Annotated in this window: 19 protein-coding genes; 10 read left to right on the top strand and 9 right to left on the bottom strand. The window is 48.4% G+C overall.

The features are described from left to right. Nucleotides 1-430: 430 nt before the first annotated feature. The 6 genes from GC178_14390 to GC178_14365 all read right to left on the bottom strand — a co-directional run bounded on the left by GC178_14390 (nt 431) and on the right by GC178_14365 (nt 9,539). Complete coding sequence (locus tag GC178_14390; protein ID MBI1288753.1) at nt 431-910, bottom strand: hypothetical protein; 480 nt, start codon at nt 908-910, stop codon at nt 431-433. Between the two features lie 133 nt (nt 911-1,043). Further along, nucleotides 1,044-1,652 carry a hypothetical protein gene (locus tag GC178_14385; GenBank protein MBI1288752.1) on the bottom strand — a complete coding sequence of 203 codons (609 nt, stop codon included), beginning with the start codon at nt 1,650-1,652 and terminating at the stop codon, nt 1,044-1,046. Between the two features lie 71 nt (nt 1,653-1,723). Then, nucleotides 1,724-2,203 (bottom strand): hypothetical protein, encoded by a 480-nt coding sequence (locus GC178_14380; GenBank protein MBI1288751.1) that lies wholly within the window; start codon nt 2,201-2,203, stop codon nt 1,724-1,726. A gap of 105 nt (nt 2,204-2,308) precedes the next feature. After that, nucleotides 2,309-2,947, bottom strand: coding sequence for a hypothetical protein (locus tag GC178_14375; protein ID MBI1288750.1), 639 nt, complete (start codon nt 2,945-2,947; stop codon nt 2,309-2,311). 197 nt (nt 2,948-3,144) lie between these two features. Continuing rightward, on the bottom strand, nt 3,145-4,038 hold the full coding sequence (locus GC178_14370) for a 3-hydroxybutyryl-CoA dehydrogenase (protein MBI1288749.1): 894 nt from the start codon (nt 4,036-4,038) through the stop codon (nt 3,145-3,147). 134 nt (nt 4,039-4,172) lie between these two features. Further along, nucleotides 4,173-9,539 (bottom strand): PKD domain-containing protein, encoded by a 5,367-nt coding sequence (locus tag GC178_14365; GenBank protein MBI1288748.1) that lies wholly within the window; start codon nt 9,537-9,539, stop codon nt 4,173-4,175. A gap of 88 nt (nt 9,540-9,627) precedes the next feature. Here GC178_14365 and GC178_14360 point away from each other — a divergent pair, with 88 nt between their 5' ends. From GC178_14360 to GC178_14320, 9 genes are all read left to right on the top strand, one after another. Next, nucleotides 9,628-10,230: a hypothetical protein gene (locus GC178_14360; protein ID MBI1288747.1), complete on the top strand. Its 603-nt coding sequence runs from the start codon at nt 9,628-9,630 to the stop codon at nt 10,228-10,230. Continuing rightward, a complete protein-coding gene (locus tag GC178_14355) occupies nt 10,231-11,037 on the top strand; it encodes a hypothetical protein (GenBank protein ID MBI1288746.1) in 807 nt (268 codons plus the stop codon). Nucleotides 11,038-11,126: 89 nt separating this feature from the next. Continuing rightward, the gene (locus tag GC178_14350) at nt 11,127-11,549 is read left to right on the top strand and encodes a hypothetical protein (protein ID MBI1288745.1); all 423 of its coding nucleotides are present in this window, start codon (nt 11,127-11,129) and stop codon (nt 11,547-11,549) included. 183 nt (nt 11,550-11,732) lie between these two features. Then, nucleotides 11,733-12,779, top strand: a complete 1,047-nt coding sequence (locus GC178_14345; GenBank protein MBI1288744.1) for an efflux RND transporter periplasmic adaptor subunit — start codon at nt 11,733-11,735, stop codon at nt 12,777-12,779. Nucleotides 12,780-12,815: 36 nt separating this feature from the next. Continuing rightward, the gene (locus tag GC178_14340) at nt 12,816-16,061 is read left to right on the top strand and encodes an efflux RND transporter permease subunit (protein MBI1288743.1); all 3,246 of its coding nucleotides are present in this window, start codon (nt 12,816-12,818) and stop codon (nt 16,059-16,061) included. Between the two features lie 13 nt (nt 16,062-16,074). Further along, nucleotides 16,075-17,511, top strand: a complete 1,437-nt coding sequence (locus tag GC178_14335; GenBank protein ID MBI1288742.1) for an efflux transporter outer membrane subunit — start codon at nt 16,075-16,077, stop codon at nt 17,509-17,511. A 172-nt stretch (nt 17,512-17,683) separates the two neighbouring features. Then, nucleotides 17,684-18,172 (top strand): thioredoxin fold domain-containing protein, encoded by a 489-nt coding sequence (locus GC178_14330; protein MBI1288741.1) that lies wholly within the window; start codon nt 17,684-17,686, stop codon nt 18,170-18,172. Nucleotides 18,173-18,217: 45 nt separating this feature from the next. Beyond that, complete coding sequence (locus tag GC178_14325; GenBank protein ID MBI1288740.1) at nt 18,218-20,059, top strand: hypothetical protein; 1,842 nt, start codon at nt 18,218-18,220, stop codon at nt 20,057-20,059. Further along, entirely contained in the window at nt 20,059-21,069 is a 1,011-nt protein-coding gene (locus GC178_14320) for a DUF3089 domain-containing protein (GenBank protein ID MBI1288739.1), read from the top strand. Before GC178_14325 ends, GC178_14320 begins: the two co-directional genes overlap by 1 nt. 8 nt (nt 21,070-21,077) lie before the next feature. Here the strand turns inward: GC178_14320 and GC178_14315 are convergent, their stop codons facing one another. Together GC178_14315 and GC178_14310 are read right to left on the bottom strand one after the other, a co-directional pair. Beyond that, on the bottom strand, nt 21,078-21,431 hold the full coding sequence (locus GC178_14315) for a hypothetical protein (GenBank protein ID MBI1288738.1): 354 nt from the start codon (nt 21,429-21,431) through the stop codon (nt 21,078-21,080). After that, nucleotides 21,428-22,480 carry a hypothetical protein gene (locus GC178_14310; protein MBI1288737.1) on the bottom strand — a complete coding sequence of 351 codons (1,053 nt, stop codon included), beginning with the start codon at nt 22,478-22,480 and terminating at the stop codon, nt 21,428-21,430. The genes GC178_14315 and GC178_14310 overlap by 4 nt, the downstream gene beginning before the upstream one ends. Before the next feature lie 97 nt (nt 22,481-22,577). Between GC178_14310 and GC178_14305 the strand changes: the two genes are divergently transcribed. Continuing rightward, on the top strand, nt 22,578-24,011 hold the full coding sequence (locus tag GC178_14305) for a T9SS type A sorting domain-containing protein (protein ID MBI1288736.1): 1,434 nt from the start codon (nt 22,578-22,580) through the stop codon (nt 24,009-24,011). A gap of 4 nt (nt 24,012-24,015) precedes the next feature. On the opposite strand, the gene GC178_14300 is transcribed toward GC178_14305, so the two are convergent. Then, complete coding sequence (locus GC178_14300; GenBank protein MBI1288735.1) at nt 24,016-24,999, bottom strand: cytochrome C; 984 nt, start codon at nt 24,997-24,999, stop codon at nt 24,016-24,018. Between the last annotated feature and the right edge of the window lie 131 nt (nt 25,000-25,130).

The following is a 25,130-nucleotide window of genomic DNA, read 5'->3' as shown; positions in this document are numbered from 1 at the left end:
TCTAAGAAGTGGAACACACCCGTCTTGGATTGGAAACAGACATACTCACAGCTAATGATCATATTTGAAAACCGATTGACACAACCCTGAAGGTTGGCCGCGGCCAACCTTCAGGGTTGACACAGTTCGCTGAACAGACCCTACGGTCGGTCTGCTTATGGTGCGTGCAATGGTTCTCATGGTCTTTGTGCATACCATAGTTGCAGCACCACTTAACGAAACAGGGGCTTGGGCTAACGAGGAGGGTTATGTGCCTTTGCCATCAACAATCAGGGCGTGGACAAGTTCAGCGTTCCGGTACAGGGATGCTCTGTGTAAGCAGGAGTAAGGTCATTCTACCAAGCACCAGGTTCCGAACTTTTGGGATGGGGTGTTCGGTTTTCTGAACGGTTACTGATAAAGATAAAACGCACCGTCACAAGCATTGGGTTTAGTGGGGGGTAGCCAAAGTGTTTTTCTTATTTCGAATCAAGTTGTCATACAAAATACCACCAGCAACCGTTGCAATAGATACTATCCATAACCAGTAGCCAAGTTTTAACGAATCGATGTCACCGGTTCTGCCACTCTCCCTTACAAGTATCTCATGCCAGACAGTAAACCGAAGAGCAATCATCAGGGCAATTACACTCAAGAATATTGCTCGCTTGTCACCTTTATGCCAAAGAACTACAGACAATAATATGATTGGATTTGCCAGCCAGATAAACCATTCAAAAAGTCCGCCACCAAGAATTGCAAACCCGCCAGAAACAAAGACATTAAGAGACGAATAAGTTTTTTGTCCATCATAGTCCTTATAAAGAATAGCATCCTGTGTCAATGATGCAATAAACAATACAAGACCAATAAGGGTTATCGTCCATCGAAAATTGAAGTATGATGCCTTTTGATTCCTGTCCTGATTCATTGGAAGTGGTTAGATTCAAACATGAACCCCAACCGGTTCCGCTAAAGGTAATGCGTTGGGTTGGCGCAAAGACCTACCGAGGTGCCGTCACAGATATTTGCCTTAGTAGTTGGTGTATTCGTTCTTTTTTATTTCACAATACCATATAGTTTGGAGCGAACTCACAAGTAAAATTCGGGGGTGTTGGACGGTAATTCTTTTCTTGCGAAAGATCTAATTCAACCGCTTCCTTTACACTCTTCAGAAGTTGCTTTTTTTCTTCCTCGGTATATTCGTTGGTCTTCAGCCTTCTTTCGTAGAAGAACTTCGTCAAGGCCGCTTTGTATTCGTCAATTGGCGGATTGTAATTGAATGTAAAAACAAGTCTCTTTTTACTTAGGTAATCGGTAATCTCGATTGTGTCAGTCATTTGATACAATCCATCGATTGTCGATACTTCAATTGTATGCTTGCCTTCTTTCAGTTGGAGTTCAAAGTCGTCAGAAACACTTTTATGAATACTATCGGTTTGACACACAAGTTTTCCATCTACTAAGAGTTTTGCAGATGGATCAACCCTTTGTATGGAATGGTCGAAAAAGGACACGGCAACGTTGGTGTACGTCTTGTCAAATCGTTTCTGCATTTCATGAAACTGAGAAGAGTAGCTGAGAAGCAAAACAACCAGAATACCGACCATTGCTGTTAGAACGACTAAGCGACCCCAATTTGGTCGGGTTCTTCTATGATGTCGGCTTTTCATTCGTATGCCACATAACTGTTTCCGCTAAAGATAATGCGTTAGCGCACAGGTTTCTTTCGGCTGAAGATGGTCTAAGCCCGCAACTGTTCCAATTGCTTGGTGTGTCTGAGCACAATGAAAAGCGGAATGCTTCCGAAAACCCCGAACGAACAATCGATCAATTGCCAGTAGAACGGAATACCGCGGATGGGCCCGGCAATGAACGCCAACGGGAACACCGCCAAGCAGGCCATAATACCGAAACGGATGACCCAGATGTTCTTCACGGGGTCGATGAACGGGCCGATGAAAGCGGAGGCGATGACCAGATGGGCGAAGGCCAACCAATCTGTTCCGTAGGAGAGAAACGGGTAATTGGCGTTGCTGTACACCACCGCATCGCGGCAGGAGTCTATCCACTTACCGAGGCCAGAGGAATGGTCGGTGAACCTGTCGGCCAGCCAGTTGAGTTCTGTTTCGAGCGGGAAAGCGGTGGCACCCGACAGCACCAGACCGACCATAAAAAGGCCCAGCCAAATGCGAATGCTGCGAAGGTGTGTGTCTGTGTTCATTGCCTGTCAGAACGGAAAGCCGTGTGGATTGTTCTGCGTTTAGGATTTCTTGGGAAATGGGTCTTGGTTAGGAAAGCGTTACAAGCACACGCCAGCTGGAAAAACTCAGATTTCTGATTGCATGTTTTCAATATACGTTCGATACAAAACGTACATGCAACCGGCAATTATCAGGGCAATTCCAAGTTGATTGTGGTAGGCCGGGTGTTCTGGCGGAGCCACTTTATCGAAAAAGGTTTTGACAATGAAACTGCTGATATTCAGTAGATAAAGAATTATGCTACCATAGAGTAACCTGCTTAGATGTTTGTAGTTCCAAAGTATGAATGGAACAACAATAATGGATGCGAACGTGATGGCTCCATGCAGCATTCCTCCCAGGGTTACCGGTCCGCCCAGACCCAGCGATTCCCCATGACTTCGAAAGCGGAGAATGACAAATAACAAATGGATCAGATGATTGCATGTGAATAATGTGAGAAGGACCAGAAACGACTCTTTCTTCTTTTCGTCACCGTATATTTTCCTCAGACCGTAATAACCGACCATGAGTAAGGCGATTAGAATCATGGCAGTTGACACCCTACCTGCTAAACGCGCACACTTATCCCAGATGAATTGCGGTTCGATCGCAAAGAAGCTATCCGGATCCAATGTGCTTGTCCATACAGACCACAGGTAGATCGAAAGTTCCAGGATAAGGATAAGCGCAACGGAAAAGGGGAGTCGTTTTCGGGTCAGCATTTGGGGAAGTGTTTTGTGAGTTCGAGAAACGAACCGCCCCGGCTTTTATTTCTTGCTAACAGAAAAGAAATATGAATCCTCAAAAAAGTATTGACAACTTCCAACTAAGTACAAAGGTGCCTACTTGGAGGATACCATGGGTTTTGAGGAAATGGTTATGGTAGGCAAACCTATCAGGTCTCGGTTTTAAAGAAGCTTTATTGCTTCACAAAATAAGCCGAAACCTTCTTCTCCTTGCTGGCTGCATCATAGGTGTAGAAACCGCTTCTGGTCTTTACGCCCAGGTTGCCGCTTTCCACCATGTTTACCAACAGGGGGCAAGGGGCATATTTTGGGTTTCCAAGGCCATCGTGCAACACGCGCATAATGCTCAGGCAGGTGTCCAGTCCGATGAAATCGGCCAAGTGCAGCGGACCCATCGGGTGCGCCATTCCGAGTTTCATTATGGTGTCTATCTCCTCCACACCTGCTACGCCATGGTACAGCGTTTCAATGGCCTCATTGATCATCGGCATCAGAATGCGGTTGGCCACAAAACCGGGGTAATCATTAGCCTCCACAGGCACCTTGCCGAGCTTCTTGCTCAGTTCTACAATTTTAGAAGTGGTCTCTGCCGAAGTGGAATACCCACGGATGATCTCTATCAGCTTCATCACCGGCACGGGATTCATAAAGTGCATACCAATGACCTTATCGGCACGCTTGGTGGCAGCGGCTATCTGCGTAATGGAAATGGAAGAGGTGTTACTGGCCAGAATGGTATGGTCGGGGCATATTTCCTCCAGTTTGGAGAAGATGCTCAATTTGAGGTCTTTCCGTTCGGTGGCGGCCTCCACCACAAGGTCTGCATTGGCGGCACCTCTTTCCAACTCAGTAAAGATGTTGAGATTACCGATGGTCTTCAGCTTCTGGCCTTCGGTAAGAAGCCCTTTGGCAATCTGACGGTCGAGGTTCTTGGCAATGGTGGTCTTCGCCTTTTCCAGCGCATCCTTGCTCACATCCACCAGGGAGACGCTAAAACCGCTCTGCGCAAAAACGTGCGCAATTCCGTTTCCCATTGTTCCTGCTCCGATAACCGTAATGTTCTTCATGCCATAAAAGTTTGGCGCGAATATATGAAGGTTTGGTACAGGGAATCAGGGATGGGAGAATCAGCCGATCAGCAATTCAGGGGGTCAGAAGATCAGCGAATCTCCGAATGTGTTTCAGCAATGCGAATGACCTATCAGCGGATAACGGTCACGGTTCCCGTTTGGCGGTATTTGCCACCCTTGCCTTTCATACCGTCCCAGATCTTGCCGTTGGCGAAGATGGCATCGATATGCCAAACATAAGCGCCCTCAGGAACGAGCTCTCCACGATAGGTACCATCCCAGTATTCGGTAGGCGACCCTTCTTCCAATTTGGTGGATTCCCAGATAAGATTGCCCCACTTGTCGAAGACCATGGCGTGGTAATGCCCCAGTCCGGTTCCCTTGGGTTGGAAGATGCGGACATCGTGGTTCGGATCCTGCGGTATGATGGCGTTCGGAACGTACAGACCCCCAAAGAAATTCACTTCGATATACATTTGAACCGTATCCACACATCCGTTGGCATCTACAATGGCCAAGGTGACCAATTTGTTGCCAAAGAAGGCGTAGTTGTGGGTGGTGTTTGCGCTATTGTCCGTATCACCATCCCCGAAATCCCACCAGTCGCCAACATGTGCAGAGGAGGTGTTGAAAAAGGCGATGGTTCCGTTTGCAATGGAGTCTTGAATATTGGAGTATTCGAACTGCGCAACGGGGTTGGGATAAACGTTCACCAGGTTCTGGTAAGTGACCGTATCGGCACAGCCGCCCAACCCTTCAACAATAAGTTGAACCGTGTAAACACCATCGTTCTCAAACGTGTGTGTCGGGTCGGTGAGGGCAGAACCATTGCCATCATGGAAATCCCACGTGTAGGTGATGCCGTTCTGCGAAAGGTCGGAGAAATCCACCGTCCAAGGTTCGCAACCGAAAGGTGTGGTAAAATCGAAGTCGGCACTTACGGTGGGGAAGACATTGAAAACCTGGGAACTACTATCCTGACAGCCGAACTGGTTGGTGGCCAATAATTGAATGGTGTATTGCCCAATGGTGTCGAAAATGGCTGTACTGTGGAAGGTGGTGGCGGTCGTTCCGTTTCCGAAACTCCAGAGAAACTGATTGGCTCCTGAGGATTGGTTGAACAGATTGACCGAAGCGGGCGAAACGCATGATGCGGTTGAAGTCATCTGAAAATCGCTGACCGGAAGCGGGTTAACGGTCACCGAACCGGAAGTTTCGTCCTGACACCCATGGTCGGTGGTGGTCACCAACGAATAGACATAGGTTTGGTCGTTCCCGTAAACATGCGATGGATGCTGATCGGTAGATGTTTCGCCATCACCGAAGGTCCAATCCCAACTGACGATGGAACCAGAGTTTACCGTACTCGAATCTCCGAAGGGCACAGACTGCCCGAGACAGACATTTACCGCCACGGCAGATGCGTTCGGTAACGGGAACACTTCAACCGGTTGCGTGATGGTATCGGTGCAACCGCCCGTAGCCGTGACCACCAGCGTTACCTGATAGACCGAATCTTGCGAGTAGGTGAGCGATGGATTCTGCTGGGTGGTGCTGGCACCATTGCCAAGCTGCCAGTTCCAGTTGGTGATGCTTCCCGGATTCACGGTCGATTGGTCCATGAGAAAGGTTGTTCCGTAAAGACACGTGTCGTTGGCTGCAAAGGCGGCATTCGGTGCAGGGTTCACGGTCACGGTTCCTTCTCCGTAACCCGAACAGGCAGCCGAGCTTTCGAGTGCCAACGTAACGGTATAGGTTCCCGGGGCAGAGTAGATGATGGTTGGATTCGTGTCATTGCTCAAGCCTTCGGCAAGGTCCCAGTTCCAAGTTGTAATACTGTCCGGGCTGGCAATGGTGGAGAAATCGGTGAATTCGGTCGGAGTTCCGAAACAGACCTCTGTGGCCACAAAATCAACCTCCGGTGCCGGATTCACAAAAATGGTCACCGTATCTGTATTGGAGCATTGTCCCAAGGTCACGGTCACGGTGTATTGCGTGGTCTGGTCGGGGCTTGCGTTCGGTGAGGCAACATTCGGGTTGTCCAATCCAATGGCGGGCGACCACGTGTAGCCATCACCGCCTGTGGCGTTCAACTGAACCGTATCGAAATGGCAGATGGTTTCCGATTGACCTGCATCTACCGCGAGCGGTTGAATGGTAAGCGTATCGGCCGACTGATACGTGAAGGTGCAACCGTTATCGTCTTCCAAGATCAACGTAGGAATGAACGAACCGATCTCGGTGTATGTGTGCGTGGTGGTTTCTCCAGAACCCAGAAATCCATCCCCGAAATCCCATGTGTAGGTGGTCACGTTCTCTGTTTGCGAAGTGAACGTGATGTCATAAGGAGGACAACCGACCGTGTCGGGAAAGAAGGAGAAATCTCCCGTTGGCCCGGAAAGTTCTACAAGGTCCGGCATCAGAAGCGTGTCGGTGCAGCCGTTTCCGTTGGTCACAACCAATTGAACCGAGAAAAGACCGGACTCGGTGTAGATGTGCGAAGGATTTTGAAGGTTGGAAGAACTTCCATCACCGAAGGTCCAGAACCACGAAACGGCATCGGCCGAACTCTGATCGGTGAACGAAACGAGCAGAGGAGGGCAGAAGGCAAATGTTGGGAAAGCCGAAAAACCAGCATCAGGATGGGCGATATTGATCAACGCAATTTGCGTGATGGAACTGTCGCAACCGTTCGGGTTGAAGGCGGTGAGCGTGACGCTGAACGTTCCCTGCATACTGTAACTGTGGGTCGGATTGGCATCGGTGGAAGTTCCGCCATCTCCGAAATTCCAAAGGAAATTGACCGCGTTTCCGGTGGAGTTGTTGGTGAATGTGAACAGATCTCCGATACAACCAACTGTATTATCCACCTCAAATGCAGGTTCGGGATATGGGATGTAATCCACCAATCCGGGCATTTCGATCGTATTGGTGCAACCACCGATGTCGGTGATGGTCAAGGAGACATCATACGTTCCCGCATTCTGATAGACATGTAGCGGATTGGCTCCGGTGGATGTTCCGCCATCGCCAAAATCCCACAGATACGATGCGACAGATCCCGCTGGAGTGGTGAGGTCTTCAAACTGAACGCTCAGCGTTTCGCAGCCCCACGTGGAGTCAATACCGAAGTTGACCACCGAGCCCGTCACGGTCACGAGGTCGGGTTGGATGATGGTGTCGGTGCAGCCGTTCACATCGGTCACCACCTGCGTTACGGAATACGTTCCGATGTTGGAGTAGGTGTGGCTCGGATTCTCGTTGGTAGATGTGGCATTTCCATCACCGAAGAACCATTTCCAGGAAACGGCATCCACACTTTGGTCCGTGAAATTCACGTGCAAAGGGCCGCAATCCTGTGTGTTGGCCGCATCGAAACCGGCCATCAGCTGCGTTACGTTTATCGTATCTCCGGCCATATCCACGCAACCTGAAGTGTCATTGGCCGTGGTTACATGTACAATATATTGTCCCGGTGTGGAAAGATTCAAGGTCAATGGATCATCCGTGCTGGTGCTTCCATCGGGCAGGATCCAGTTCCAAGAGGTATAGCCGTAAGAGGTGTTGTTGAAAATGAACTGGTTCGGTTGGTCGCAGCTGAAAGAGTAATCCAAACTGGCAATGGGCGGACTTACATAGACCATGTGTTCCACGATCAGCGTGTCGGAACAGCCGTTGTTCAGCGCGATCAGGGTAATGTCGTAATAGCCGGTATCTTGAAATTCGTGCGTTGGATTTTGGTCGGCAGAGGATTCGCCATCTCCGAAATCCCAGTACCAGTCGGTCACGTGCTGCGATAGATCCGTGAAATCCAACTCGCCCGGACAGATCACCGTGTCGTTACTCAGGAAATTGGCCACAGGAGGCGTGTAAACGAAAATGTAGTTGGTGCGCGTGAGCGTGTCCGTACAGCCGAGTTGGTTGGTGATCACAAGGCTCACATCAAATATTCCCGTGTCTTGATATGTGTAGGTTGGATTCTGTAGGTTGGATGTGCCACCATCGCCAAAATCCCATTCCCAACTGACGATGTTGCTGCCTGAAATACTCGAATCGGAAAAGTTCACTTCCAATGGCTGGCAGAAACCGAACACATCCGGAAGGAAATCGGCCTGCGTCAGCGCCACATTGATGTAATCTGTTTCTGTGACCGTATTGCTGCAACCCGCGCTGTTCGTTCCTGTCAGACTCACGGTGTAAACACCATTGTCTGCATACGCATGCATTGGATTCTCGTCTGTGGAAGTGTTTCCATCACCAAATGTCCATTCGTAATCGAGGGTACCAATGCTCTGGTTGGCGAAATTCACTTCGAACGGAGTGGAGCAGCCGCTGGTGGTGTCTGCGGTAAAATCCACAAACGGAATCTCACCGATGGTGATGTAGCCCGTTTTGGTTTCTGTTCCTTGGCAGGAAGCGCTGTACGTGGCGGTCAGTGAAACCTCGTACGTTCCGGGCGTGGTGTAGAGGTGGTCGGGAAATTGATCGGTGGAAGTGCTTCCATCGCCAAAATCCCACTCCCAGCTCACAGGTGTCGGACTGGAAATATCCACGAACGAGATCTGATCGCCCAAGCAGGCCGTGGTGGTGTTGGCCGTAAAATCGATGGTCACGTTATCCACAATTTGAACGTAGGCAACCTCCGTTTGCGTGTCATCACACCCGTGTTCATCGGTCACGGTCAGGCTCACATCAAACGTTCCAGATGTTTGGTATTGATTGGTGGGCTGTGGAAAAGTAGAAGTGTTGCCATCGCCAAAATCCCACATGTAGGTCAGGTTTCCGGTTCCACCGGAAGAGGTATTTGTGAACGAAACATCCGTTGGTGGCAGACAGCTTACGGTCGGGTCTCCTGTAAATGCTGCGGTCGGACGGTTGTTGTCCGATTCGATCAGGTCGGGAAACGACATGTTGGCAGCACAGCCGTTGGCATCGGTCAAAAGCAACGTTACGTCAAAAACACCTGGAGTTGTGTAGGTGTGTGTCGGATTCTGATCGGTCGAAGTGCCTCCGTCACCAAAATCCCACGACCACGAGGCAATAGGCGAATCGCCAACCACCGATAGGTCCGTGAAGTCAACATCGAAAGGATAGCAACCAATGGTTTGAGATGGAGATACATCGGGTGTCGGTGGTGTAAAAACCGTAATGTAAGCCGTTTTCGTTTCGGTGTCGGATCCACCGGGGCCGGTAGCAGTAAGCGTTACGGTGTATGTTCCGGGGTTGATGTAGCTCGCAGCTGGATTCTCGGAAACGGAGGTGTTTCCGTTGCCCAAATTCCATTGGTAGCTCAGTCCGGTTCCTGTGGAAAGATTCTCAAAAGAGACGATCAGCGGGCCGCAGCCGGAAGTGACATTGGCCGTAAAATCGGCAGTTACCTGCCCGAAGGAGAATTCAGCAACAAATAGAAAGGGAAGTAAAAATAGAAGCTGCCACAGCAGTCGTGGGTATCTGGTCATTTGGATCATATACTGCCGTTGGCTACGCAAATTAAACACGAAAGTTCCTTGGTTTCAAAGTTATTCCCGATTCCGAAAATGGCAGACCAATTGGCCTACATTTGCAATGATAGACCAACTATTTGAAATGAAGTTGTTTCTTTTTCGACAAATGGCCTTGGCAACCCTGATGTTGCTTGCATGGTTGCCATCAAATGCGCAGTTGGTCGATGGCATTCTGGGACAGCGAAGAGACATGGTGCAAGTGCTGCTTCGTCCGTATCGCATTATCGATTACCAAAAAGACAGAGAGGTTCATAATGTTGAGGTCGGCATCCATCAGACCGCCCTTTTTGAGGATGATACTTGTCGGAAATTCTATTGGGCAGTCACGCCAGAGCGTATAGATTACTTTAAGGGAATGTTGGCAGGAAAAGGCTATCGCCAGAACGAAGCAGGCCAATTTGTGCTGGACAGTTTGGAGCTGACGCTCAAAGAGCTTCCTTCGGGCAAGGCCACGCTATTCATCGCATCCATCTCCGAGAATCTGAAAGGAAAACGGGACGCTTCGGGCGCTTTGGTCAAGGAAAAGAAGAAGGAGATGTCGACCATGGAGGAAATGCCACGGCTGCAACAGGCCATTCTGGCCGAAGAGCGTGACACCACCAAACACAAGGAACCCAAAGATCCCGAACGCCATTGGGTCGGTGGCAAATATGGCAACACCACCATTCTCGGTTGGGAAAAGTAAATGCGAAAGCTCATTCTCTCGGTTCTGGTTCTGTGTGTGGTCTTCTCAGGTTGCAATAAAGACCTGCTGAATGAATTCCCAACAGAATATGCAGGCGATCTGACTGAAGTGGAGGAACTTCGTTTGGTTACCTACAACATTCATGGCGGAAAAGGACCCAATGGCGAAGGAGACCTGCGATCGAACTTGCAACAGTTCATTGGAATGCTGCAAGGAGAATCCATCATCTGTCTGCAAGAAGTTCAGCCTGATGAATGGGACGAGGTGAAAAGCCTTTTCAGCGATTTTCCATATCGGTATTATCTGTATCAGTGCTCAACCAAATTCGCAACGCACAAAAAGGATGGGAACGCCATTCTTTCGAAGCTTCCGATTTTGAGCCATGAGCAGAAACTCATTCAGACCGACCCCGGTGGCGACAAATGGGAACGGAAGGCGCAGTACGTCAAATTGTACATTGGAAACGACAAAGGCTATTTGCATCTGTTTCATTTTCACAACACCTACAACTGGCACAATGACGGCTCTGCATCCGAAAAGGCAGGTTTCGAGAAATTCATGAACTGGGCGCGCTCGTTTCAGGTTCCAGAGAATGAGGCCATGGTTGTTCTTGGTGATATGAACCTATCACGAACGGATTGTGAAACCTACCTGATGAGCAGGGAACTTCCTTCGCGCAGTTCCAATTGGGTGGATCACATTTTCTCCGACCTGCCATTGCTCAATTCGGGTTTTTACGGGACGGAACAAGAGGTTCTTTCCGATCACAATGCCGTTTGGGCCGACCTCTGCAACAAGGATTGCTAAGGCCTGAGTTCTCAACAAAAGACCATTAACAAATTTTTAACTGCACGCTTTACACAGGGCTTTTAATCGGGTGTATCTTTGCGGCCGGAATGAAGAAGCTATTGTTTGTTTACCTACTTGCTTCGTTGGTAGTGGTGATGTCTGGTTTTGGTTCTTGGTCTGTTCAGGCCAACAGCCAATCAAGTGCGCAGCCTTCATTCGTCATTGAATCTTCACAGTCGTTGGTTTCCGATGTGGCACAACACGGTAACGAAACGGTAGTTCGTCCATTCGGCACTTCATTCGGTCTGCAAAACGCGGTTTTTGTTTGCGAATTGGCCGAAGAAGAGGAAGATGAAGATGAGAAAACATCCTCCAGTTTTAAGGAGATCAATGGTCTGGCATTCTACGAATTAGAGGTAGAATCAGGTCATTTTATCAACGGGCCATGTTCGTTTCAGCCCGTAAAACAGCACATTACGAGTGCATCGACCCGAGGACTGTACGTCCTTTTCGAGGTCTTCAGGATCTGAAGTTTTTTGAGCTGAGGCTTGTTCGGCCTTGGCGACCTGTGAACTACTGTGTTGCTACTTTTGCCGCGCGGTGTTCAGCACTCGCGTAAACAACGCAATCAAAAGAAATACCTAATAAATATCATCGTGAAAAAAGCAGAATTGTTTAAGCATAAAAGTCTTGTGTTATTCGGCCTGATCGGAATGTTGGGCTTTGCAAGTTGCCATTCGGAACATGAGAAGGAAGAAGAAGAGGCGGTATACCCGGTTTCAAGTCCGGTGAGAATGGACACGTCCGTGACGAAGGACTATGTGTGTCAGATACACTCCATCCAACATATCGAACTGAGAGCCTTGGAACGAGGTTATCTCACAGGAATTTTTGTGGATGAAGGGCAAATGGTCCAGGAAGGACAGGTGATGTTCCAGATCATGCCGATGTTGAATCAGGCTGAGTTGAACAAGGCAGAGGCGGAAGCAAACTTTGCAGAGATCGAGTATCTGAATACGAAATCGCTTGCAGACAGCAATGTGGTTTCGGCAAACGAACTGGCGCTGGCCAAAGCAAAGTTTGACAAGGCGAAAGCTCAGTTGGCATTGGCACAGGTTCACATGCAGTTTACCGAGATCCGTGCACCGTTTACGGGTATCATGGACCGCTTCCATGTTCGATTGGGAAGTCTACTGAGCGAAGGCGACCTGCTCACCGAACTTTCTGACAACAGTAAAATGTGGGTGTACTTCAACGTGCCAGAGGCTGAGTATCTGGAATACATGGCCAAGGCAAAGAAGGACAGCGTGATAAAGGTGGCGCTGGAAATGGCCAACCACAAGATGTTTGATGAGCCTGGATATGTTGAAACGATCGAAGCTGACTTCAATAACGAAACAGGGAACATCGCATTCCGTGCCACATTCAAGAATCCGAGAAGGTTGCTGAGACACGGTGAAACCGGTAACGTCCGAATGACGCTTCCGCTCAAAAACGCGCTGCTCATTCCTCAGAAAGCCACTTATGAAGTTTTGGACAAGACCTACGTCTACGTGATAGATGAAGAGAACACGGTGAGAGCCAGAATGATCGAGACCGGTGCTGAGCTGCCTCATCTTTTTGAAGTGAAGGAAGGACTTTCTGAAGAAGATAGAATTCTGCTTGACGGTATCCGCAAAGTGCGCGATGGTTACGAAGTAGAGGTCAAATATCTGAATCCGGACTCGGTGATCCAACACCTCGATCTTTATGCGGAATAATATATGACGCGTTGACTCATTTAATGATTTTGAACAATGTTTAAGAACGTAATACATAGGCCGGTATTCGCAATTGTGGTATCGATTGTAATTGTGTTCATGGGCGGACTTGCCATTTCGCAGTTGCCCATCTCACAGTTCCCACAGATTGCACCTACTACCGTAAATATTTTCTTGGCTTTCCCAGGTTCCAGTGCGGAAGTTTTGGTGAAATCCACGCTCATCACGATGGAAAACTCCATCAACGGTGTGCAGGACATGCGCTACATCGCAACGGATGCCACCAGTGCGGGTGAAGCTACCATCCGTGTGATCTTTGAGCCTGGCACCGACCCCAACGTGGCTGCGATGCGGGTTAAACTGAGGGTGGACAGGATCCGCCCACTTCTTCCCGAACTGGTTCAGTTGGAAGGTATCATCATCATGCCTATCCAGCCCAGTATGTTGATGTATGTGAACCTCTACAGTACAGATGAGAATCTGGACGAGAAGTTCCTCTACAACTACGCGAACGTCCTCATGACCCCCGAAATTCGGAGGATCCATGGTGTTGCACGGGCCCAGATCCTTGGTAGCCGCCAGTACGCCATGCGTATCTGGTTGAACCCTGAGCGGATGAGAGCCTACAGCGTTTCTGTAGATGAGGTGATGGAGGCCATGGCCGAACAAAGTTTGATCGGCCGTCCAGGTCGTTTGGGAAGAAGTTCGGGTATCAAGGCGCAATCTCAGGAAATTGTACTGACCTATAAAGGTCGATACAACAAACCAGAGGAATATGAGAACATCATCATCCGCGCCAATGCAGAAGGAGAGAGCATTCACCTTCGGGATATTGCCACGGTAGACCTGAACGCGCGATACTACGACATCTACTCAAACTTGGATGGACATCCATCTGCGGCCATCGTTTTGAACCAGAGTTACGGTTCCAATGCCAGCGAGGTAATTGAATCGGTTAAAGAGAAACTGGAAGAACTGAAGGAAGACTTTCCTCCAGGGATCGACTACAAGATCAGTTATGACGTTTCCAAGTTCTTGGATGCATCTATTGATGAGGTATTGCATACACTGAGAGATGCGTTCATTCTGGTTGCCTTGGTGGTGTTCGTTTTCCTTGGCGACTGGCGTTCCACGCTCATCCCGATCTTGGCAGTTCCTGTTTCGTTGATCGGTGCATTCTTCTTCATGTCCATGTTGGGACTATCCATCAACCTTATCACCCTTTTTGCCCTTGTATTGGCGATCGGTATTGTGGTGGATGACGCGATCGTGGTGGTGGAAGCGGTGCATGCCAAAATGGAAGAGCATGCCCACATGTCGCCCTATGAGGCGGTGAAGGACGTAATGGGCGAGATCAGCGGTGCCATCATCGCCATCACGCTTGTAATGGTTTCGGTATTCGTTCCAATCGCGTTCATGACGGGGCCGGTCGGTACGTTCTATCGGCAGTTCTCCATTACCATGGCCAGCTCGATCATCATTTCGGCATTGGTGGCCCTTACGCTTACTCCGGTACTGTGCGCCATGATCCTTAGAAATGAGCATGGCAAGAAGAAGCGCAGAACACCGATCACGTGGTTTATCGATCAGTTCAACAAGAGGTTCGATAAACTGACAGGATGGTATGTAAGTCTACTGAAGGTGATTGTAAGTAGAAGAGTAGTGACTTTCCTTGTACTGCTTGCGTTCGTACTTGGGTTGGTCTATGAGAACAAGATCCTTCCCGCAGGTTTCATTCCTGGCGAAGACCAAGGAACGATCTATGCCATCATTCAGACCCCTCCTGGATCCACCTTGGAGATCACCAATCAGGTTTCACGGGAATTGCAGCAGATATGTGAGGAAATTCCTTCGATCGAGTCTGTTTCATCACTTGCAGGTTATGAGATCATGACGCAGGGTCGTGGTTCCAATGCGGGTACCTGTTTGATCAACCTGAAAGACTGGAAAGACCGTGACCAATCGGTATTGGACGTCATGGAAGAGCTCGAAGAGAAGTCGAAAAACCTTGGTGCCATTATCGAATACTTTGAGCCGCCAGCGGTTCCTGGATTCGGTTCGTCAGGTGGTTTCTCGCTTCGTCTGTTGGATAAGAACACCGAAGTGGACTATCAGGATTTCGATCAGATCAACAAGGATTTCATGGACAAACTGCGTGAACGTAAGGAGATCACAGGTCTGTTCACATTCTTCGCGGCAAACTATCCTCAGTATGAGTTGATCTTCGATACGAAAGTTGCCATGCAGAAAGGGGTTTCCATCGGTAAGGCCGTAGAGAACCTGAACATTATGATCGGTAGTACATACGAGCAAGGATTCATCCGTTTCGGACGATTCTTCAAGGTATATGTTCAGGCCGCGCCTGAGTTCAGAAGATTCCCATCGGACCTTATGAAGTTGTTCATTAAGAACGAACATGGAGAAATGGTGCCTTATTCCTCATTCATGGAAATGAAGAAGACACTCGGTCCGAACGAGATCACGCGTTACAACATGTACAACTCAGCGGCCATTCGAGGGCTTCCAGCCAAAGGATATACGACCGCTGACGCTATCAACGCCATTCGCGAGGTGGCGGAAGACCTTCCAAAAGGCTACGACATTGCGTGGGAAGGACTTTCTTACGACCAATCAAGAAGAGGGAACGAGTCGCTGTACATCTTCATCATTGTATTGGTGTTCGTTTACCTGGTACTTGCTGCGCAGTACGAGAGCTTCATTCTGCCATTGGCGGTAATCTTCTCTCTGCCTGTGGGTATCTTCGGTTCGTTCCTGCTTCTAAAAGGAATGGGACTTGCCAACGACATCTATGCGCAGGTAGGTCTGATCATGCTTGTTGGTCTGTTGGGTAAGAACGCGGTATTGATCGTGGAATTTGCCGTTCAGAAACGCCAGCAGGGTTCTACGATCTTCGATGCTGCGGTTGAAGGCGCCAAAGTGCGATTCAGACCGATCTTGATGACCTCATTCGCCTTCGTTGCGGGTCTTATTCCGCTGGTTTTGGCCACGGGAGCGGGCGCCATTGGTAACAGGACCATCGGTGGATCGGCCATGGGTGGTATGATCTTCGGAACCATCTTCGGGGTTATTATCATTCCTGGTCTGTACTACATCTTCGGCAAGATCGATGATGGCCGTACGCTTATCAAAGACCAGAATATTGTGCCAGTATCTGAAGAGATAGCTCAGTTCGGAGAAGAAGGAAATCGGTTGAGAGACACCATCAGCAAGCTGAACAGGCGCATTAAACAACTGCTTAAGAGAAACAATGGTGGCAAATAAGAACTGGAAAATGATGATACGATTGAATAAATATTTGATGGTTGGCGGCATTTTCATGCTTCTGTCCTTGTCGTCATGTATTCCTGCCTTGAAGACGAGGCAGGAGAACAAGGCGGTGCCTAACATGTATGCCAGCGATAGTGACACGACCAATTCCGCTCAGATAAAGTGGGGAACGTTTTTCAACGACCCTTACCTGACAGATCTGATCGATACGGCTCTGAAGAACAATCAGGAGCTGAACATGATGCTCTGGGAGATCAACATTGCCAATAACGAGGTGAGAGCAAGAAAGGGGGAATACCTTCCGTTTTTGCGCGCTGGAGTTGGTGCTGGAATTGAGCATGTTGGAGAATATACCAGCCAAGGTGTGAGCGATGCCAATGATGAATATGCGCCTGGTAAGCATGTTCCTGCCAATTTGCAGGATTACATGGCTGGTTTTTTCGCCACGTGGGAAATTGACATCTGGAAAAAGCTCCGCAACCGTAAGCAGTCTGCGTTTTACCGTTATCTCGGAAGTATCGAAGGCAAGAATTTTATGGTTACCCGATTGGTTTCTGAAATAGCCAACTCGTACTATGAACTATTGGCGTTGGATAACCAACTGAGGATTCTGAAGCAGAATATTCAGATTCAGCAGAACGCTTTGGCAATTGTGAAGTTGCAGAAGCAGGCGGCCAGAGCAACAGAATTGGCAGTTCGGAAGTTTGAGGCTGAAGTGTTGAAAAACCGAAGCCGACAGTTCGAGATCCAACAGAAGATCATTGAGGCGGAAAACCGCATCAACTTCCTCGTTGGACGATTCCCTCAGCCAGTTCAGCGCAATTCGGACAATTTCATCCAGATGTTGCCAAATGTGATCCAAACGGGCATTCCGTCTCAACTGCTGGAAAATAGACCTGATGTAAGACAGGCGGAATTGCAACTTGCTGCCGCCAAACTGGATGTGAAAGCTGCCAAGGCCGAATTCTATCCTTCGCTCAGCATCAAGGCTGGAGTTGGATATCAGGCATTCAATCTGAAGTACTTCATCACAACACCGCAATCGTTGCTTTACAATATTGCGGCAGATCTGATGGCACCGTTGGTGAACCGAAATGCCATCAAGGCGAAGTACCTGTCCGCAGGTTCAAAGCAGATGCAGGCCGTGTACAATTACGAGCGCACCATTTTGGGTGCTTACACCGAAGTGGCCAACCAAATGGCAATGATCGAGAACCTGGCCAACAGTTATGATCTGAGGTCACAACAGGTAGCTGCACTTACGCGTTCTATCGACATCTCCACTGGTTTGTTCAAATCTGCCCGTGCAGATTACATGGAAGTGCTGATGACACAGCGTGATGCGTTGGATGCCAGAATGGAACTGATCGATACCAAGAAAAGTCAGTTGAACGCCACGGTGAATATTTACCAGGCATTAGGTGGCGGTTGGACAGGCAAATAGTGTAAACCGATAAGAACCAAACCAAATGAAAGGCCCAGTAGATGAACATCTGCTGGGCTTTTTCATGTCGTGTTATTAACAGAATTGAGGATTTGACTTCCGGATTGCCTAACCTTTCAACAACACTTGCGTAAAGCCGTACGTTATATGCAGAAAGTCATAGATTCGTAGCATGAAGAATTTGATGGTTGTGCTGATGCTGTTTGTCGGAATTGGCGCATACGCACAGGAGGAGCACAAAAGCTCACTCGATTGGAATACCGATCTGGTAACGGCAGTAGACAAGGCAATAGCACAGAAAAAACCACTTTTCCTATTCTTTACAGGTAGCGATTGGTGCGGATGGTGTAAGCGTTTGCAAGCAGAGGTTTTCTACAAACCTGAATTTGAAAAATGGGCCAATGATAACGTAGTTCTATTGGAACTTGATTTCCCAAGAAGAACACCACAGCCAGATGAGCTTCGCGAGCAGAACATGAACATTCAACGCATGTTCGGAGTGCGTGGTTATCCCACGGTATGGTTCGTAAATCCATCAAAAGAAGGTACGGAGATCAATTTTGCCAAGATCGGTAGTACAGGGTATGTGCAAGGTGGTCCCAAGGCTTGGATAGCGGAGGCAAATCGAATTCTGACCTCTCCAGGAGCGATGGGAAATTGATCGGATTCGTTGATGTGTAGTAATAGTTTGGTTGTGTTCTGACGGATGAGTAAAAGCAGCGAAAAGAGTAGTAAGGGAAGGTCGATAGTGCCTGAGTATGTAGCATCTTACGTGGCGCCTAAAGCGCTGTATTTCAAGGAGAAGGAGGAGTTTGATAAAGCTGTCGGACTCGATTTTATTGCAACGGCCAACGAGGTTACCCGCAACGGACAGAAGTTCATCGTAGGTCTTTCGCACGGAACGTCCCCATCGGGCGCCTACCAATACATTCTGGAGCATTTCGATATGCTCAGCAAACCTGAGTTGATCCGTTACACGTTTGTCAACTCCAAGCTCAAACGTCAGCGCGGTCTTGTAGGTGTAATGGATGCCGTGGCGTTTCTGAAAACCCTGTTGGCATCTGGCAGGATCAACAAGGATCAGATCCTTGGCCGAAGCCTCAATCGCGACAGTATGGAAGCATATTGTCGCGAGATGAATGAGAAACTCAGCGCATATCTCAAAGAGAACAACAAGGAGGGTTTGGACTACATGTTCATTGCCACGGACTCCGCGGGGCGCGTGGCTGGCGTTACGAGATATTCCAAAGCATTTGAGGTGGAAGAGATCGGTTGTATCGTAAACGACAGGTCGGAAAAAGAGCTGACGCTGACGCCTTGGTTCATCAAAAAGACAGCACGCATTGCCTTCTTGGCAACCAAAGCCGAAAAGCGAAGAGCTTTGGCCTGGTTGTATTATCGTTGGGGAAAACACGATGAAAGTCCAAGCTTCTTGCGTTTTATGGATGACGTTGAAAAGCGTCTACTTGTCTTCATAGACGATAAAGCCCTTACATGGCCGCAGGTTGTCTTAAATCGTGAAACGCCTTATGGCGACAGCAGTATCAAGATCGATCTGGCGAAGCCTTACAGTTATTTCGCACACAGCAAAAAGCCAGTTATCCTGTTGGTCCATGGGTTCTTAGGTCTCAATTCGTATGACGGTCTTTTGACGTCCATTCCCACGCAGAAATACATGGCCGCTGCCATGCATTATGGTTCGGTTCCGAACGACCTTCCGATAAATGACTATTCGAAACATATCGTTGAGAACATCAATGCGGCCATTGAGCATTTCGGCAAATTGGGGCATCCCGTCTATCTCTTCGATCACTCTATGGGAAATATTTATTTCCTGATGATGGAGCGGGATTTCGATCAGTTGGACGGTGTGAAAAAATACCTGCGTGGCCGCATCGGTGCCAACCCGTTCTTTGGAGAAGAGGCAAGGCATGCTTCCATCGGCTTCTTGGATAACGTGATTCTTCAATCCAAGCAAGGTCCAGCGGAAAAGGCACTTTTTTATGCAGCCCGACAGATCATTCCATTGGATTCGAAGGTCGGTGTTCGAAATCGGGGCATCTCGCTTTCGGAATGGTTGATAAGGAAAGATTCTTCTATCAGAGACCGTGTTTGGAAAGCGACCAAAGGCCGAATACTCCAGTTGATGAGCAGCTTGGGCTCTTTGCCGCATTTGAACCGTATTCCGATTGAACGTGCGCTGAACAGACTTCCCGCCAAAATATTTGCCATTCAGGTGCATTCCGCCCTTATTGAATCAAAGGCATTCGACAAGCAGAAAGGCTTGCCGAATATGGAAGCGCACGGAATTCCTGTTTTGATCCTTAAAAGTGAACGGGATTCGGTGGCCAAATATGTCGGGCGCATCTATGACCACTGTCACGCGCAGGTTTTGGATATCACCGATCAGCATGAACGAGATACTTTCCGCGAACATCTTTACCACATGGTAAACCCCGTGCTTACAACTGTCGTTATTGAGGAATTCGTGAGTAGGATTGAGGCTGAACACGAGGAGATGGAGAATCCAGGCAAACTTTCGGCCTGATGAAAAGGCTGAGGTCTATTGGTTCGTTTATAGTTCTTTTGATTGTCATTTCATTCGATGGTTACGCTCAAAGAACCACGTTTGAAGAAGAAAACCACCCAACGGCTCCCAATTATTCTGAAGGTGCAAATTGGTCTGCGCTACCATTCAGGGAAGATAACGCAGACGTTTTGCCTAAGTATGAAATGTGGGTAAGCGACAGTCTAAAAGAAGTGGATGTGTTTTACGTACATCCCACCATGTATCAACGCGGCCCACTTTGGAACGCGAGCTTGGAGATGAAAAAGATCAATCGGAGGGTTGACAAGTATCCGGTTCGCTTGCAGGCAAGTGTTTTCAATGCGTCATGCCGCGTTTATGCGCCACGCTACAGACAGGCAGTTGTGCGCGTGTTCTACGAACATACCGAAGATGGCGAAAAGGCGCTCGACCTTGCTTATTCTGATGTGAAGCGGGCATTTGAGTACTACTTGGAGCATTACAATAATGGAAGGCCGTTCATCATTGCAGGTCATAGTCAGGGTACGCACCACACCAGAAGGTTGCTTCAGGAAATGATTGACACAACTGAGTTGCGAAATCGAATGGTGGCGGCTTATGTTATCGGCTTCACCTTGAATGAATCCATGTACAAGAACCTGAAATTCTGTTCAAATGCGGATGAAACGGGTTGTATTATCAGTTGGATGAGTTACCGCGAAGGATTTACTCCCGAAGGCGATTGGTACAAGACCATGGAAAGCGTCAATCCACTTTCTTGGACCTTGGATACCGCGCTTGTGGTTCGTGAAGACCATGCCGGGACGGTTGTTCTGAATCCGAAACACACCAAACCGCGCAGAATGGAGGCGCGCGTGGCAGACATTGGAGGGAAGGTCTTATGGGTGAAGACCGAAGCTCCTTGGTTCCGCAGTTGGAAGAATCTGCACTTGGCAGACTACGGCCTCTTTTACATGGATATTCGCAAGAATGTGAAGGATCGGATCGATTCGTTTATGAAGAAGAACTGAGAATATTCTTACTCCAGAATCAGATACCCATTTCCCACATTGGGAGCTGTTCCACTTAGATCCAAATGCACTTTTTCCACACCATCAACCGTAACTGAAAGACCACAACCAGGTGCGTCAGTACTGATGCCGTAATTTACAGCATCGCCAACCTGACCATCAATGTTGACGTTGATCGGGCCAGTTGTATCCCAACTGGCCACGTTCTGCGTACCGTTCACTCCCAAGTTGATATGGTAATCAATGTCTGATGGATGTGTGATTGCCACCACCACGGAACGGTTAACATCTTCGATCTTATTACAGGAGCTTGCAATGCTTAATGCGACTGCGCCACCGATTATCAGCAAATACGTCTTCATCGCACCACGCTGAATTTCATTGGTTTCTGCAAAACCCCTTCTGATGTCATGGCCCTAAGAACATACATACCAGATCTAAGGTCAGAAACATCCATACAATTGTCTGTCATGTATTCCTTTCTGACGAGACCTCCAGCTACGCTGTATATCTCTACGTTCATTCCTGCTCTCGATTGCGGAAGTCCCTTCATGCACAGTCTGTCAGACGCAGGTTGCGGATAAATTGAAAAATCGTTTGATGCATTCTCATCAACTCCTACAGTTGTTACAGGTGGCACGGTAGAGTAAACGAACTGCTTCGGGTTGCCGATACTATCGTAGCTGTATTCGGCAATAGCAAGCATTTCCTCCTTGGCATGCCAAGAATAACTTACCGATGTATCTTGAGTTGTAGCAAAATTGGTCCAAACGGGAACAAACTGACTGATCTGAACCTCAATTACGTTAGTGGTATAATCCGTTGACTTAACCCTGAGCGCATCATAAGTTCCAGTTGGAGTGATCAGCGTGCCGTAAGCATCTGTCGTGTCATAAACGTGTCCAGAGTGCGTCAGTCGAACGCGATAAACATTGAAGGCAGATCCGTCAGCTTCAGCCTGAAAGGCGTAAGTATCGTCAAAGTTGCTTCCATAGGTTCTCGGAAACTGATGCAACGTGAGCGCGTCTGAAAATGGCGCTTCAATTATTTCTCCTGTTCCAAGAAGATCACCGGCTGCACCTGTAGTTTCCATGGTATTTGTATTGTGCGTGAAATACAGGAACGAATTATTATCGTTGGTCATGGCATACGTTGAACCAGAAAACGTACTCGAATATGGGGTTGACCCGACCGAAACGACCGAAGTGTTGTTCAATGTATCGTTCACAGCTGAGGAGAAATCCCATGTTTGATTGGCTCCAGCGCCACCTGGTCCATAGGTGGGAATCGTGTCAATGTACCTCAGAATATTATCACCGATAGAAGTAAGGTCGGTACTTATCAACGAAATCTGAGCGTTTGAGTGGAAACAGAAAAGAGCAATGGTAAATGAGAGTAGTAGTTTTTTCATGACGTGATTTTGGTTGCTCTAAAGTAAGTGTTTGTCTTTAGATGATTTCTGTCCATTAGGTTACAATGCGTGCATTGCTTTGCGTTAAATTTGAGGTATGAAAAGATTTAAAATACTGCTGGCCATACTTGCCGTTCCTCTCATAGGACTTTCGCAAGGAACATTGGTGGAGGATACCATCATCTTGCATCTGACCATATCTGATCTTCAGGACATTCTCGCTCAGAACGGTTTGCCATCTGGGGTTGTGCCAACGGACTATGAGGTGGATGTTCATCGTGTCATTTACAATACACCCGATGTGGATGGAACGCCCACAACGGCCTCGGGTCTGATCTGCCTGCCTGTTGGCGATACGTGTGCCATGCCAATGATGGCCTACCTTCATGGTACCAAGCTAAAGAAGCATGATACTTTCTATTATTTGAATGGCGAGTGGAATCTTGGAGCGATAACCGCAACCACGGGTTACGCCATGTGCATGCCTGATTATCTTGGGCTGGGTGCTGGCCCTGGAATTCATCCTTACCAGCATGCGCATTCCGAAGCAACAGCTTCGGTAGATATTCTAAGATCATGCAGAATGATATGTCAGGAGCAGGGATTGCAACTCAATGATCAGCTGTTCCTAATAGGTTACTCACAGGGAGGACATTCCGTGTTGGCTACGCACAGAATGATCCAGGAAGAACTATCTAATGAGTTTGTGGTAACCGCATCCGCTCCAGGTAGTGGACCCTACGACATGTCGGGTGCGCAGTTGGATATGGTTGCGGCATTTCAGCCATATTCTGTACCAGGTTATCTGCCGTTCGTTATTCAGTCTTACCAGCATGTGTACGGTAACTTGTACGATTCCATCCAGCAGATATACATTCCTCCATACGATCAGACGCTAACTCCGCTATTGGACGGTTCTCATTCTATGGACGAAGTGAATGCGGCCATGCCAGCGATTCCGCGCGAGATCATTCAGCCCGATTATGCGGATGCTTTCTTCTCAGACACCACAAATCCTGCTTTTATGGCGCTGAGGGCCAATGACGTTTATGAGTGGATTCCACAGGCTCCGGTCCTGTTCAACTATTGCGGTGGCGATGAAGAGGTTTCTATACTGAACACGATCATTGCATCTGATTGGATGGAAAACCATGGAGCACCAAGTATCGATGTTGAAGAGCGTGATACGGCATTGGGTCATTTTCAATGTGCTACACCGTCCATCCTTTTCTCAAAGGTCTGGTTTGATACGATGGCCGATCTCTGCCAAGGGAACGTTGGGGTGAGGGAGGTGCCAGAATCTCCTGCCACCAAGGTCTATCCAAATCCAGTTTCGGATGGAATTGTTCGTTTCGACAACAGGAAAACGATGTACGTTCGCCTTATTGATGGAACTGGCCGTCAGGTCATTTCGCAGCAGCGCATCAATCCGAACGGAAGTTTGGATGTTGGAGAAGTAAGCGCAGGAATTTACCTGTTGGAGTTGACGGAGAACGACCAACGAAGCGTTCTGCGCTTGGTTGTGCAATAAATTCTTAGGCGCCTTCTTCAGTAGGAGCGATAGCGGCAACTCCGTTGTCCTGCTTTACAGGTTCCACCGTTCTCAAGAAACGATAGATCGCTTTCAGGTCCGAATCATCCAATCTGGAAAAAGGCCCCCAAGGCATGGGCGATGTCCTGTGAACACGGCCTCCTCGCATTCGCTCAATGAACTGTTCTTCGCTCCAATTCGCCATCACGCCAGTTTCAGCATCTGGAGTGAGGTTGGGTGATACGAACGTCCAATTGCCGGTTGATGCATCTGGACCAATTTTAAAACCACCCGCATAAGGTTCTCCGATAAACTGCCCTGTCTGAAGATCGCGGTTCGTATGGCATCCGTAGCAGTTGGCAACGGAGAAAGCCAAGTATTCACCGTATTCGATGGTGCTATCTCGTTTCACAAATTCAGGCGGTGTTCCTTTTGGCATTGATGGTTTGATGGCCAATCCAAGAATCACCTTGCCCAGGAAATTCGGCTGGTTCTCAGGAACCTCATTTCTTATCGGCTCCAGCGTTCTCAAATAGGCGATCACCGATCTCACGTCATATTCAGACATATTGAAGAATGGCATGAAATCGATACACACACGGCCATTCGGACGAATATTGTGACGCATCATTCGATAGATCTCACCATCGCTATATCCACCAATACCTGTTTCCACATCTGAGGTGATGTTTCTTGAATAGATGTTTCCGAATGGAAGTTCGAACGCGAAACCGCCATGCATCGGAACTTCTTCACCGCGTTCCAGCGCCTCAATGTTGTCCAGAGTGCTGTGACAATGGGCGCAATGCGCAGGTCCCAGCGCCAGATACTTTCCATGCGTGATCATGGCCGAATCGGCATTGATGGTGATTTCCTCAACGGGGAATTCTTCATTGTAACTGTGATTATAAGCCTTGTTTACAAAGACATAGCCTCCAACTATCAAGGCAACAACAATCAATAACAGGACAAGTAAAACGCGTTTCATCAGGATGGTTTTTGGGTTGATGAGCGAAAGTTAGCCATCAACCAATGTCATTGTCAAGTAAAAGACATAAAAAAGGCTTGGCGTATTCGAACTCTCTTCAGACCGAAGGTCATTCCTTGTACATTCGTTAA

It is taken from the genome of Flavobacteriales bacterium, from assembly GCA_016124845.1.
Lineage (GTDB): Bacteria > Bacteroidota > Bacteroidia > UBA10329 > UBA10329 > UBA10329.
This window is presented reverse-complemented; position numbering and strand designations above follow the sequence as displayed.

Coding starts and splice junctions, on each gene's coding strand:
- GC178_14390 (MBI1288753.1), bottom strand. CDS start 910: ATGAATCAGGACAGGAATCAAAAGGCATCATACTTCAATTTTCGATGG.
- GC178_14385 (MBI1288752.1), bottom strand. CDS start 1,652: ATGAAAAGCCGACATCATAGAAGAACCCGACCAAATTGGGGTCGCTTA.
- GC178_14380 (MBI1288751.1), bottom strand. CDS start 2,203: ATGAACACAGACACACACCTTCGCAGCATTCGCATTTGGCTGGGCCTT.
- GC178_14375 (MBI1288750.1), bottom strand. CDS start 2,947: ATGCTGACCCGAAAACGACTCCCCTTTTCCGTTGCGCTTATCCTTATC.
- GC178_14370 (MBI1288749.1), bottom strand. CDS start 4,038: ATGAAGAACATTACGGTTATCGGAGCAGGAACAATGGGAAACGGAATT.
- GC178_14360 (MBI1288747.1), top strand. CDS start 9,628: ATGAAGTTGTTTCTTTTTCGACAAATGGCCTTGGCAACCCTGATGTTG.
- GC178_14355 (MBI1288746.1), top strand. CDS start 10,231: ATGCGAAAGCTCATTCTCTCGGTTCTGGTTCTGTGTGTGGTCTTCTCA.
- GC178_14350 (MBI1288745.1), top strand. CDS start 11,127: ATGAAGAAGCTATTGTTTGTTTACCTACTTGCTTCGTTGGTAGTGGTG.
- GC178_14345 (MBI1288744.1), top strand. CDS start 11,733: ATGTTGGGCTTTGCAAGTTGCCATTCGGAACATGAGAAGGAAGAAGAA.
- GC178_14340 (MBI1288743.1), top strand. CDS start 12,816: ATGTTTAAGAACGTAATACATAGGCCGGTATTCGCAATTGTGGTATCG.
- GC178_14335 (MBI1288742.1), top strand. CDS start 16,075: ATGATACGATTGAATAAATATTTGATGGTTGGCGGCATTTTCATGCTT.
- GC178_14330 (MBI1288741.1), top strand. CDS start 17,684: ATGAAGAATTTGATGGTTGTGCTGATGCTGTTTGTCGGAATTGGCGCA.
- GC178_14325 (MBI1288740.1), top strand. CDS start 18,218: ATGAGTAAAAGCAGCGAAAAGAGTAGTAAGGGAAGGTCGATAGTGCCT.
- GC178_14320 (MBI1288739.1), top strand. CDS start 20,059: ATGAAAAGGCTGAGGTCTATTGGTTCGTTTATAGTTCTTTTGATTGTC.
- GC178_14315 (MBI1288738.1), bottom strand. CDS start 21,431: ATGAAGACGTATTTGCTGATAATCGGTGGCGCAGTCGCATTAAGCATT.
- GC178_14310 (MBI1288737.1), bottom strand. CDS start 22,480: ATGAAAAAACTACTACTCTCATTTACCATTGCTCTTTTCTGTTTCCAC.
- GC178_14305 (MBI1288736.1), top strand. CDS start 22,578: ATGAAAAGATTTAAAATACTGCTGGCCATACTTGCCGTTCCTCTCATA.
- GC178_14300 (MBI1288735.1), bottom strand. CDS start 24,999: ATGAAACGCGTTTTACTTGTCCTGTTATTGATTGTTGTTGCCTTGATA.